We start from the raw sequence: 12,692 nt of genomic DNA, 5'->3' as shown, positions 1-12,692 counted from the left end.
AGGCCCTGCTTCACTATCGTTTAGACGTGCCCTTCTATTAATCGACGGAACGAGTAAATTTTGTCATTGCCGCGATGATGATAGCGGCAGACGCAGCGCCGGGATCGATGTGTCCGATCACGCGGTCCCCCAATCGCGAAGCCCGTCCCTTGGCCGCCGTCATGTTGCTGGTCGCGTCACAGCCTGACCGCGCCGCGCGCTCCGCTGCCTCCAAGCATTGGGCGAGGGGCTTTCCCGACTGCCACGCTTCGAGTGCCGCGTCGGCAGCGGGCCTCCACGCGTCGACCATCGTCTTTTCACCGGGTTCGGCCTTTCCGCGTTCCTGGATTCCCTTTGCCATTGCCGCAAAGACGCGCAGGAAGTCATCATCGCTCAATGTCTGCTTGTCTTTGGCGGCGGCTCCGGCGCGCATGAAGGCCGTGGCATAAAGCGGGCCGGACGAAGCGCCAACTGCATTCAGGAATGCCTTTGCCGCGGCGTTGAATGCGGCTGTCGGCGCGATCCCGGCGTCAAGCTCTCCGATCGCTTTCGCCGCGGCCTGGCAGCCGGCATCCATGGCAAGGCCGTGATCCCCATCGCCAATGGCACCGTCCAGTTCGCAAAGGTGATCTCGTTCCGCCGCGATATCCTCGGCAATCCCGGCAAACAAACGCTGCAGATCTTCGGTCGTAAATGTCATCGACTACCTCGTAAACATCGCGCAATCGCAGGGGTGGTCGATCAATCGCTGAAGCTCGTCGTCGAGGTGCATGATCGTGATCGACGCGCCGGCCATTTCGAGCGAGGTGCAGTAATTCCCGACGAGCGACGTATGGAGGATAAGGCCCGCGTCGTCCAGCCGGGACTTCACGCGCCGCATCATGATGTACAGTTCCATCATCGGGGTCGAGCCCAGCGAATTGACGAGCACGGCGACACGATCGCCGCGGTCCGCCTTCATCTCCCGAAGAATGCTGTCCATGAGTTCGTCGGTCACCACGTCGGCCGATTTCAGCGGCTCACGCGCCACGCCGGGCTCGCCATGAATGCCCATGCCGATCTCCATCTCGTCGTCGCCGATCAGGAAGTTCGGTTTCAAAGTCTGAGGCAGCGAACAGGGCGAGAGCGCCACACCCATCGTATAGGTCCGCGCGTTGGCGTGGCGGGCAGCGCGCTCGACGTCATCGAAAGAGTAGAGGAGATCGCATGCCGCACCGGCGGCCTTGAAGATGAAGACGTTTCCCGCGACGCCGCGTCGTCTGTCCCGCTGATCGGCAGGGGCCGACGCCACGTCATCTGTGGTGAGGACGGTGCGCACTTCGATCTCGTCAAGCGCAAGCATCTCGGTGGCCATGTCGAAGTTCATCACGTCGCCGGCATAATTGCCATACATGAATAGCACGCCGGCGCCGCCGTCGACCGCCATCGCGCAGGCGACGATCGGATCGGGCGGCGGCGACGCGAAGACGTTGCCGATTGCGGCCGCGTCCGCCAGCCCCTTGCCGACAAACCCCAGAAATGTCGGTTCGTGCCCCGATCCGCCGCCGATGACCAGGCCGACCTTGCCCTTGCGGGGCCCGTTTCTGGCAATGATCGCGCGGGGCATGTTCTCCACGGCGTACAGATGGCGCGGATGCGCCGCCAGAACGCCTTGCAGCATCTCATCGACGGCATCTGCGCCGGCATTGATAAGCTTCTTCGTCTTCATGCCGATCCTCCCAGTGCGAGCTCCGCCTGTATAAATGCGGTTGCGCCGCCGAAGGTCAATCCGCCAGCGGGAGGGCTGCGGTCGCAAACGGCGCGAGCAGCAACTCTTTGCCCGCATCTGCCGGCCGGCATGCGCCGCAATCGACCTTTCGTTCTTCGCCCGTCAGATTGACGACGTGAAGCCTGGCGCCTGCGGCATTCCGCGCAACGAAAGACAGGACCTCGGAGGGCGAGGAGGAGACGCATTCCTGCCAGGATGAGCCAGCCAATCGGGATAATCTGTGCACGGCGTTGAATAGCGGCCGCCGACCGCCTTGCTCCACCGGTTCATCAGGACCGGCGATCAAACCGAACGGGCCTGACACGGCCGAGAGCGTCAGGCATTCCAGATCGGCATCGAGCACCCGTATCGCGTAACCGAACGCGAAGGCCTCCGCGAAACGCCCATTGTGGCGTGGGTCGCGATTGGCCATAGGGATACGCGCGCCCGCCGAATTGTCCATCGTGCGGCTGCCATAGGGGTTCTGCCGCATCGGGATCGTCGATGGACCAATCCGGTAGGGCTTGTCGCCATAGATCGCTCGCACCGACCGCGTGATGAAGGGCAGCGCTTCCAATGTCTGCATGATGCTGAGGTCGTCGGCCGCGTGCACGATCGGATTGGTACAGTGGCTGACGAAGTCGAGCTGTCCGTCGGGTACGCGCTTCCGGTTGAGTTCAGTGAAATAGCTCAGCATGCCGCCGCCGATGCGAATACCGGGAAAGGCGGCGTGGGCTGCAGCATAGACCTCATCCAGGGGCGGGCAATCCGGCCATTTGCTGCCGGGCGGCGTCGACTGCCGGTCGACGGAAGGCGAGACCATGATCGCATCCGGCCGGAATTTCGCCAGTTGCATCTGGCGGGCAATCTCGGCCGCCTCGCTTGAGGGGGACGACCTGCAGGGAAGGGCGATCTCCAGCGTCGAGCGGCCGCGATGGGCCGCGGCGAGTACGGCGAACTGCGCGAGCGCGTCGACGCCGTGCCCGGCACTGGGGTCGAAATGGAAGAGGAGTTCCTGGGGAGCGATCTCCGACAGCAAGGACTTTGCCGAGAGAGTTGCATCTGCCTCTTCGGGTGTGATGATCACTCCGATATCAGGCATGGTGCCGGTGCAGGCCCCGAGCTCGAGTTTTATGGCGCCACCTAACGCCGCAGTGGGAGGATGCCGCGTGGCATCGCCTGCATCTTTGAAGATCAGCGACGTCTTTTGCCGAACGGGTTGATTAGCGGCAATCCGGTAGGGCCAGGGGAGGGCGAGCGGCCTGACATATGTCTTATACGATGCGTCCGACCAGTTCCGTTGATCCTCCATCTCAAAGGTGTCGCCCTCCATCCGGCATTCGGCCTGAACGCCAGGCATGACCGCGTGGGTGATGGCCCGCATGTCCTTGAACGGTTGCCAGGGCTCGATGACATCGGGAAACCGTGTTGCCACGGTCCGTCCGTCGACATGCTCGACCGTCGCCGGTGAACCTGCCACGCCGACGATCGGATGCAGGATGCAGAAACCGCAGCGGTTGGTCTCGAAGCCGGTGGGGGCGATGGCTTCGGCCTCGAAGTCAAGCCGATCCAGACTTCCGGTGATGCGAACATCGATGATGAGCTTTGTATCCTCCGATCCCTCGCAGCGGGCGAGATAGGCGACCTCGAAACGATCGTCACTCTGCTCGATCCTGAGATCAGCGATTTCGGGGCTGTAAGTGCCCCAATCCCGGTCGCGAACAAGATAGGAAATCGCCCGCAGCACCTCGGTTCCATCGTAGCGGATGGTGCGGAGGTTACCGTTGGCGAGATCAGCTTCCAATTTTCCGGCTCTCAGGCGAACCGAAGGCGGATCGACGAGATTAGTGCCGTAGAGCTGGAACGCATCGATCGTCATCGCAGCATCGCTCCGACATCGATCGTCTGTCCCCTGGCCGCACTGTCATAGGCGGCCTCAACGAGCGCAAAAGTTTTCAGATTGTCGGCCCCCGACGTCGAATGTTCCGCGCCGCGCTCCAGCTGATCGACCCAATGCTGCTGGATCGCGTAGACGCTCTCCTGGATGTTGTGCCAGGGCCGCGAGGCCCATGACAGCAGCTTCGGCGACACGTCACTGATGGTGGTGCCCTTGGCGTTGGTGACTTCAAGGCCGTAACCCTGGGTGAGGCGGATCGTGCCCTCCGGACCGTCGAGCTCGATCAAGGTCTCGGGGAACGGTTCCTTCGAGAGCTTGGTGGCGTAGCTGACGTCGACCACCGAGGTGGCGCCGTTTTCATGATCGAGCAGGATGGTCGCGACATCCTCGCCCTTGATATTGGGATTGACCCGTTTGGTCCGGGCGGTGAGCGATCGAACGTTGCCAAGGATATAGCGGGCGATATCGAGCGTATGGATGCCGAGGTCTTCGATGATGAACCGTTCGCTTTCGGCGAGATAGGGCTGGCCGGAAAAGACGTCGTAGGCCGAACGGAAGGAGAAGCGGCCCCAGAAGGGCGTGCCGATGACATCGGCCGCCAGCGCCTTGCGCACCGCCTGGATCGGCGTCTGCCAGCGAAAGTTCTCGTGCACCATCAGCGGTATGCCGGCATTGCGACACGCCTCGACCATCGCCTTCGCGTCCGACAAGGTCTTGGCGAATGGCTTCTGGCAGATGGTCGGCACCTTGTTCCGCGCCGCCATTTCGACGAGAAAGCGATGGCTTTGGACTGTTGTGGCAATGTCGACGAAATCAAACCCGCCATCGGCAAACATAGCCTCGGCATCGCCGTAGCGACGATTGACGCCGAACTGATCGCCGACGATTTTCAGCCGCTCGGGATCGCGATCGCAAATTACGACGATGCCGGCGCCCCGAACGTCGTTCCAGGCATGCATCTGGTTGATCGCAAAGAAACCGCAACCGATCAAAGCCCCTTTCAATTCCGTCATATCAACCTGCCTTTGCCATCTGCATGAGGGTAACGCGCTGCTGCAGGCGGCGCTGCGCCTGGTCAACGACGACGGCAATGATGATGACGAGGCCCTTGATGACCATCTGCCAGAACGAGGAGACGCCCATCATCACCAATCCGTCGGAGAGGATGCCTATGACGAAGGCGCCGATGATCGTACCGCCGATCGTGCCGCGGCCGCCCGACATCGAGGTGCCGCCGAGCACGGCTGCGGCAATTGCATTGAGTTCGAAGCTTTCGCCGGTCGCCGGATGGGCTGCCATCAGTTCGGAGGAGATGACGACGCCGACGATGGCCGCGCAAAGTCCGGAGAACATGTAGACGAAGATTTTCACGACATCGACCCGGATACCGGACATGCGCGCGGCCCGCTCATTGCCGCCGACGGCGAAGATATGACGGCCGATCGGCGTCGAACGGGCGACATAGGCGGCCAGCAGCGCCAGCACGATCAGAATCCAGATCGACACCGGCAGACCAAGAATGCGTCCCGCGCCGAAGAAATCGAAGCCGGTCGTGGCATATTCCGGCCGGCCGACAAGGTTCGGAAAGGTCTGCCCGTCCGACGACAGCAAAGCGAGACCGCGGGCGATGTAGAGTGTGCCGAGCGTGGCGATGAAGGGCGCGACGTTGAGCTTGGTGATCAAGAGACCGTTGATCAACCCGATGAGCAGGCCGATCGACAAGGTGATCAGCACGATCTCGAAGAGGTTGAAAAAGATCGTGTAACCGATCGGCAGTTCGATGCCGTAAAGGATCAGACCGCCGGCGACCATGCCGCAAAGCCCGACGATCGATCCGACCGAGAGATCGATCCCGCCTGTAATGATGACGAAGGTCATGCCCATCGCCAGGAAGGCGTTTAGCGCCACATGCTTCGACATCAGGATCATGTTCGCCGTCGAGGTGAAGTTCGGGGCGAAGATCGCAAAGAAGATGATAACTGCAAACAACGCGATGAACGTCCTGAGCTTCATCAGTGTCAGAAGCGCCGAGCCGTTGGCACCCTTCGGCGCAAGAGTGGTTGATGTTGCCGCCATCATGACGCGATTTTCCCTTGATGTCCGTGTCCCTTGGCCGAAGCCGCGATGATGGCTTCTTCCGTCGCCTCGTTGCGGTCGAAGACGGCCACCAGCTGGCCGTTGCTCAAGACCGCGATGCGATCGGAAAGCGCCATGACCTCTTCGAGGTCGGAAGTCGAAAACAAAATGGCGAGCCCGTTTGCCGCCAGCCGCCGCATGGTTCGGAACACATCGGCCTTGGCGCCGACATCGATGCCGCGGCTCGGCTCGTCCATCAGCAGCACCTTTGGATTGGTCATCAACGCCTTACCGATGACGACCTTCTGCTGATTGCCGCCGGACATTGAGGTCACCTCGAAATCCGGGTTCGGCGCCTTGATCGAAAGATCGCGGATTGCATCGCGAACGGCACTCTTCTCCGCACCCCTGTCGATATGAAAGAGCCGGGTGAAGCGGCCAAGGCTCGCCAGCGTCAGATTAGAGGCGATCGAGAGCACCTGGACCAGACCTTCGCGTTGCCGGTCTTCCGGAATGAGCGCAAGGCCGCGGCGGATGCGCCGCGTGGTGTCGCGGGCACGAACCTGCTTGCCGTCGATGAAGATCTTGCCGGTCGAGTGTGTGTGGCGACCGATCACGCATTCGAAGAATTCGCTGCGGCCTGCACCCATCAGACCGTAGATGCCGAGGATTTCGCCTGCCTTGACGGACAGCGAGACATCGTTGACCGAAAGACCGCCTGTCGGCCGCGGCAGGCTGATATTTTCGGCGCGAAACATCTCGGCTCCGACGACGTGGTCCACGGATTTTGCAAAATCCTTGGCATCCGAGCCGATCATCGAGCGCACGATCCAGCGCGTGTCGATGTCGCGGACCATTGCTTCACCGGTGACGTGACCGTCACGCAGCACGGTGATGTAGTCGCCGATGCGCATCAGCTCTTCGAGCCGGTGGGAGATATAGACGATTGCGACACCCTGTGCCTTCAGTTCGGCGATCACCTTGAACAGGATCTCGACTTCGGCTGCCGAAAGCGCCGACGTCGGCTCGTCCATGATCAGGATCCGGGCATTCAATGACATCGCCTTGGCGATCTCGACGAGTTGCTGCTGGCCGATCGGCAAATCCTCGACCATCGTATCCGCCTCGATCCCGGCATCCAGACGGTTCAAGAACGCATTGGCCTTTTGAACCTGTGCCTTGTGATCGATCCCGAGGATGCCGCGGGTGATCTCACGCCTGGCGAAAATATTCTCGGCGACCGACATGTTGGCAAAGAGATTGAGCTCCTGGAAGATCATGCCGATGCCGTGCGCCTGCGCATCGGCCGGGCTGTCGAAGGAGACAGGCTTGCCATCCAGAATGATGCGGCCGAGCGTCGGACGCTCGACACCGGCGATGATCTTCATCAGGGTAGACTTGCCTGCACCGTTTTCGCCGACAAGGACATTCACTGCGCCGCGGCGCAGCTCAAGATTGGCGCGCTTGACGGCGACGATGCCAGAATAGACCTTCGACACATCGTCGAGCCGCAGGATGATGTCGTCTTTTTGTGCCTCTCCTGTGGTCATGGGCCGACCTTCAGTTCCGAAGGCGTTATGAGCGGCAGCTCGCCGCTCTTCGGCAGCGGAAAGGCGCCGATTGTGGTCACCGTCTTGCCGACCAGACCTTCGCGCGGGATCGCGAAGAGAAAAGCCGTATTGGCCTTCTCGTTGAAGGCCTTGCCGAATTGCGCCCACTCAATCTGGTTCTTGAATTCGTTGAAATTGACGAACTCCAGCGTGTCGCGCAGCGCCGTGCCGCGCAGCGCCGGCCCGATCTGGACCTTGGCGTCGGCCTTGCCGTCGCCATCGGCGTCGACATCGAGCGTTGCCGCGCGCGACGCCGTATCAGCTGCGACAACCTTGCCGGTGATCTTCACCGCATAGGTCCATGGCGAGCTGCTCTGCTTGCGGGGATTGCCGTATTTCTCGCCGGCGGCGTCGGGACTGGAAGCGGAAAGCTGCATGACGTCTTTCAGGTCGCCGGCACGCTTCTCGAAATAGGGCACTGCCTCGGACTGCCAGATCGCCTCGACCTTTGCATTCGGATCGAAGGCGGTCTTGGCCGCTGCTGCCGCCTTTTCCTCAGCCGTCGGCGTCTTGATGATCTTGCAACCGGGCAAGGCCGCCGCCACGATGGCAGCAAGCAGGGCGCCCTTCACTTTCAACATGCTTAAACCTCGACGTCTTGCAAAATGCATTGCGGAGGGCGCAGCGCTGCGCCCTCCGCAAGTCGCTGCTGATCAGTTCTTCAGGGCGAAGGTTTCGAGCTTGCCGGCATTGTCGGCATTGATGAGAACGCAATCCATCAACTGCTTCTCTTCCTTTGGCGTCGTCTTGTTCTTGATGTAGGCGTCGGCCTGTTCCACCGCCAACTGAGCCTGCGCATAAGCAGGCTGCAGGACCGTTGCCTTGATGCCGCCCGACTTGATGGAGTCGCGCACGTCGTTGGAACCGTCGAAGCCGACGACGATCACGTCCTTGCGGCCAGCCGCCTGCAGCGCAGCGATCGCACCCATGGCCATGGTGTCATTCCCTGAAATGACGCCCTTGATGTCGGGATTTGCCTGGAGGATGGTTTCCATCTTCGAATAGGCTTCCGTCTGGCTCCAGTTGGCCGACTGCTTGGCGACGGACTTCAGGTCCGGATAGTCGTCGATGACGTCGTGGTAGCCTTGCGAGCGGATGCCGGCATTGGTGTCGGACTCTTTGCCGACCAGCTCGACGTAATTGCCCTTCTCGCCCATCAGCTTGACGAATTCCTGCGCCCCGAGCTGGGCGCCCTGATAGTTGTTCGAGACGATCTGGGCGACGGCAACGCCGGTCGCGTTAATTTCGCGGTCGATCAGGAAGGAGGGGATTCCTGCATCCTTTGCCTTCTTGACGGCCGCGACGGAGGCGTCAGCTCCGGCATTGTCGAGAATGATCGCCTTGGCGCCGCGCCCGATCGCCGTGTCGATCATTTCGGACTGCTTGTTGGCGTCGTCGTCATGCGTCATGAGCAGCGTTTCGTAGCCGAGCTCCTTAGCCTTGGCTTCGGCGCCGACCGCTTCGGCCTTGAAGAAGGGATTGTCATGCGCCGGCGTGATGATGGCGATGAGATCGGCCGAAAAGGCCGGAAGAGCCGTTCCGAGCGCCAATGCGCCGGCAAAAGCTGCAAGTGTCAGTCTGCGCGTCAGTTTCATATTTTCCTCCCTGTTGTGAATGAAGCCCCTTCTCCCTGGGGCGGTTGAGGGGAGGGCTTGCCTCCCCAAGCCGGTTCAGGTGATGCGCCGGATGCTTTCGGCGATCTCCTGCGGTTCGAATACCTTTTTCCAGTCGTCGCGCATCAGCGCCGGGATCCCGAACTCGATCGCCTTGTTGCAGGCATCTGAAAACACGCCGTCGACTTCCTTGAAAATGACCGCGCCGAGCACGTTCATATGGCCGAGCAGGAAGTCGCGGGCGGCCTGTTCAGGGACGCCGCGTGCCACGCATTCGTCCATGGCCTCTCGCATGACGACCAGCAGCGATGCGCAGACGGTTTCCGACAAGCCTGGTTCGAGCATCGCAAGCTGGTCGACCGTGACCCGGTGCGAGCGCATGACTGGGGCCCAGATCAGCTTGGCGATCTCCTCACCAAGCGCGTAGGCGCTTTCGGGACCCTGCATTAGTGCCGAGACGATATGCTGCTTGGCGAAGAGGCCGCCGAAGTGGTCCTTTTTCGCCTGCATGTCCGTCTCGTCGTTGAAGATCGGCGGATGGCAGGGATGGGTGACGAAGTAGGTAAGATCATCGCGCTTCGGCAGGTGGCCGGCAAAGGGAGCCGCAGCGTCAAGCGCGATCACCATGGTGCCTGATGCGAGCTTGTCGACGATGCCTGCCGCGACTTTTCCGATCGCCGTGTCCGGCACGGCAAGGATCACCACCTCGGCGCCGTCGAGCCCGACATCGACGGATACGCAATCGACACCGAGATCATTCTTCAAACGAGCCTTGCCTGCGTCGCTTACCTCGACATGGCGGACCTCGAAACGCGAGCCTTTGAGATTTTTGGCGAGCCGGTATCCCATTTTCCCGCCTGCGCCGAAGAGGGCAATCTTAGTCATGTTTCCTCACCTTTTCCGTTTCTGGATAGGATCACATACTGGTATGATGAGTCAATCACCATATCACTTGATCCGACCTTTTTTCTGCGCCAAACCGGATCGTGAAACCATCAGTGTTTCCTTCCATCGCGGATCTGCGTGAAATAGCCGTCAGTCCCGACCTGACCGCCTTTGAGGGCGATCTGCAGGCCGTTGGTCGGCTGATAGTCGCCATGCGCAAGGCAAAGCGGAGAACCAGGCGTCTGAGGCAGCGGCAGAAGCGTCGTCAGCGCGTCGATCTTCAACTGCCTGAGTGCGTGACTTGATGTGTCGCCGCCTGCGACGACCGCACGTGAAAGCCCTTCGTTCTCGATCAGGCGGCGCAAGATCGCGCCGAGCGCGCCGCCGAGCCGGTGACGAGCCCCCGGAATTCTGTCGATGTCGGCGCCGCGATCCGCGGACGGTCCAAGCGCCGTGTGCAGGATGATGCTCTTGCCCTGTCTAAGCTGCTGGGTTCCAGCCTCCACGGCAGCATTTACCGCGTCGTCGCCATGCTCCGAGACCAGTGCAAGTGGATCGAGCGCGATGCTCTCGAAGCCGTTCTCGACAGCCGACCGGATCTGGCGCTCGGTCGTCGGCGATACGCTGCCCGATACGACGGCGAGGCGGTCGACAGGGCCGATATCAGGAAACTCGGCGCTGCTTTCGCCGATGAAGCCGCTCCGCCGCCATGCGCTGAGCAGGGCATATTCGATCCCCGAGGAGCCGGCGACGAAGCTTCCCGAACGGCCGGCGGCACGAAGCAACTGCCGGCCCGCGGCCTCCTGCGTCGCCTCGGAATCGACGTCGATGAGCAGTATCCCCTCTGAACCCGACGTCAGCCCGTCGATACGCGCATCGGCATCCTTCGCCGCGATGGCGACGAGATCGGCGAGCATGACGGGAAGGCGGGTCTGCTTCGACAGGTGCACCGCAAGGTCCGCCTCGTCCATCGGTGTGACTGGATGGCGGCTCATGACGGGATGGCGGTCGATGCGAAAGATCCGGCCCTGGTAAGCGGCAAAGAGGTTGCCGAATGCCGTATAGCGCTTCAGTTGCGGAGCGCCGACGATGACGGGCACGACGGATTGGCCGAAGACCGATCGGCCGATTTCGATCGCCTTGCCGATATTGCCGATTTCGGGGCTGGAATCGAAGGTCGAGCAGACCTTGTAGTGGCAGATGTCAGCGCCGAGCGAATTCAGCCACTCGAAAGCGCGCGCAAGGTGCTCTTGCATCCATAAGGGGGTCTCACTGCGGCTTGTCCCGGCAATGCCGATTGCACGGCAATCTCCAAAACGCGCGAGCAGTTCCGGCGTCGGAATGTCGAGGAAGAGCACGGTCGACACGCCGTTCGAGGCCAGGGCCTCCATCACGTCGGTGGAGCCGGTAAAGTCGTCCCCGTAATAGCTGACGAGAGGTCCATGCATCGCGGTCACGCGCCCTTGCCGTCGCTGAATTTTGCAATCGAGGCAGCGAGCTCCGGATGATCTTTTGCATAGACCTCCAACGGGATATCTGCGACTGCTGCCTGCCAGGCCTGTTGCACGGCCCGAACGCCGGCGGCCGGTCCGTCGGGGTGGCTGACGATGCCGCCGCCGCAGAGATAGAGAAGATCGACGGTGCGACCGGTCCGTTGATAGGTCTCCGGCGCCTGTCCACCCCACTGGCCTGAACCGGCAACCGGAAGCGGGCAATCGGAGGCGTCAAAGAGCGGCGTGCTGACGGCCTTGAAGGACGAGACGAAACTGTCGTCCGGTTCCCAATACTTGACCCTGATGCCGTTGATCTGGAACTGGTCGACGCCCAGCAGCCGCCAGAATTGCTGGTAGACCTTGAAATCCATGCCGGCGCCCGGATCGCGCGTCAGCACATCCCAACCGTTTCGATGCGCGTGCAGCACCAGGTTGGAGCGCTTGCGCAGAAAGCTCATGCCGCCGAACCCGATCGAGTTGATGTTGACGACGGCGCAGTTGCCGCCGGCAGTGGCGACGATGTCGTGGTTGCGCATCATCTCGTCAGGGTCTGTATGCGAGATGCCGAAGGCATACATCACCTTCTTGCCGGTCTTCTGCTCGTGATCGAGTATGCGCGGCATGATCGCCTGAACGCGGTCCTTGAGCGGCGAATAGGCCGGGCTCATTAGTTTTTCGTCATCTTTGATGAAGTCGACGCCGGATGAGATCAGCTCGCCGACGAGTTCTGCCGTCTCATGTGGTCTGAGGCCAAGCGCCGGTTTGACGATCGTTCCGATGATGGGGCGACCTTCGACGCCGGTGAGCCGACGGCTCCCAGGGATACCGAACTGCGGTCCGGGATGCGCACTTTTGAACGCGTCGGGCAGCGTCATGTCGACGATGCGGATGCCGGTCATGCCCTTGATAGAATAGACGCCGCCGATCGCAATGGTCATCAATGCCGAAAGGTCGGTGCCGATCGCGTCCAGCGGAAAGGCGATGTCGACATCGGCACGACGAAGCAGCGTGCCCGGGACGACCTCGGGCCAGGTCGGATGACGCGTATCTTCGAGGGGGCGGATCGCCAGCACGCGGGCGGCGACGCGCGACTTCAGCTCTTCTGTTTCACCGGGAACGGGCACGAAGGTGCCGGTCGACTGGTCGCTCGCGATCTTTTCCGCCATCGCCTCGACGCTGCCGGGCGTTTCGATACGGTAGGTCAGGGTAATCATCATGAAACGGACGGTTGCTCCTCTCGCCCTGGAGATTGCCATGGCGTCAACTCATGATCTGGTATAATGAGTATTCCAAGTGATGAAAAGTGGAATCTTCGGATCCGCAATTTTCGCCGACAGCTTTGTTCTCGACCCGGAAAACTGTTAGGAGGAGACATTTTGAGCCAGCGAGATG

11 protein-coding genes are annotated in these 12,692 nt (G+C 61.3%); all 11 read right to left on the bottom strand.

Annotation, left to right across the window (positions count from 1 at the left end; all coding sequences use genetic code 11):
* Window positions 1–37: 37 nt before the first annotated feature.
* Window positions 38–679, bottom strand: a complete 642-nt coding sequence (gene dhaL, locus N2A41_RS24805) for a dihydroxyacetone kinase subunit DhaL (RefSeq protein WP_260111331.1) — start codon at window positions 677–679, stop codon at window positions 38–40.
* 3 nt (window positions 680–682) lie between these two features.
* Window positions 683–1,687 carry a dihydroxyacetone kinase subunit DhaK gene (locus N2A41_RS24800; protein WP_222295826.1) on the bottom strand — a complete coding sequence of 335 codons (1,005 nt, stop codon included), beginning with the start codon at window positions 1,685–1,687 and terminating at the stop codon, window positions 683–685.
* Between the two features lie 55 nt (window positions 1,688–1,742).
* A complete protein-coding gene (gene apnL / locus N2A41_RS24795) occupies window positions 1,743–3,605 on the bottom strand; it encodes a D-apionate lactonase (RefSeq protein ID WP_222351008.1) in 1,863 nt (620 codons plus the stop codon).
* A complete protein-coding gene (locus N2A41_RS24790; protein ID WP_260111330.1) occupies window positions 3,602–4,636 on the bottom strand; it encodes a Gfo/Idh/MocA family protein in 1,035 nt (344 codons plus the stop codon). Before N2A41_RS24790 ends, apnL begins: the two co-directional genes overlap by 4 nt.
* Window position 4,637: 1 nt before the next feature.
* Complete coding sequence (locus N2A41_RS24785) at window positions 4,638–5,702, bottom strand: ABC transporter permease (RefSeq protein ID WP_017957302.1); 1,065 nt, start codon at window positions 5,700–5,702, stop codon at window positions 4,638–4,640.
* Entirely contained in the window at window positions 5,699–7,249 is a 1,551-nt protein-coding gene (locus tag N2A41_RS24780) for a sugar ABC transporter ATP-binding protein (protein WP_260111329.1), read from the bottom strand. The genes N2A41_RS24785 and N2A41_RS24780 overlap by 4 nt, the downstream gene beginning before the upstream one ends.
* Window positions 7,246–7,890 carry a DUF2291 family protein gene (locus N2A41_RS24775; protein WP_222387217.1) on the bottom strand — a complete coding sequence of 215 codons (645 nt, stop codon included), beginning with the start codon at window positions 7,888–7,890 and terminating at the stop codon, window positions 7,246–7,248. The genes N2A41_RS24780 and N2A41_RS24775 overlap by 4 nt, the downstream gene beginning before the upstream one ends.
* 72 nt (window positions 7,891–7,962) lie before the next feature.
* Window positions 7,963–8,904 (bottom strand): D-ribose ABC transporter substrate-binding protein, encoded by a 942-nt coding sequence (locus N2A41_RS24770; protein WP_170255515.1) that lies wholly within the window; start codon window positions 8,902–8,904, stop codon window positions 7,963–7,965.
* A 75-nt stretch (window positions 8,905–8,979) separates the two neighbouring features.
* Window positions 8,980–9,807, bottom strand: coding sequence for a phosphogluconate dehydrogenase C-terminal domain-containing protein (locus N2A41_RS24765; protein ID WP_260111328.1), 828 nt, complete (start codon window positions 9,805–9,807; stop codon window positions 8,980–8,982).
* Window positions 9,808–9,917: 110 nt separating this feature from the next.
* On the bottom strand, window positions 9,918–11,255 hold the full coding sequence (locus N2A41_RS24760; protein WP_222295876.1) for a four-carbon acid sugar kinase family protein: 1,338 nt from the start codon (window positions 11,253–11,255) through the stop codon (window positions 9,918–9,920).
* 5 nt (window positions 11,256–11,260) lie between these two features.
* Window positions 11,261–12,556: a 3-oxo-isoapionate-4-phosphate decarboxylase OiaX gene (gene oiaX / locus N2A41_RS24755; protein ID WP_246709907.1), complete on the bottom strand. Its 1,296-nt coding sequence runs from the start codon at window positions 12,554–12,556 to the stop codon at window positions 11,261–11,263.
* Window positions 12,557–12,692: the final 136 nt, after the last annotated feature.

The organism is Rhizobium sp. SRDI969 (assembly GCF_025152725.1).
Lineage (GTDB): Bacteria > Pseudomonadota > Alphaproteobacteria > Rhizobiales > Rhizobiaceae > Rhizobium > Rhizobium leguminosarum_I.
This window is presented reverse-complemented; position numbering and strand designations above follow the sequence as displayed.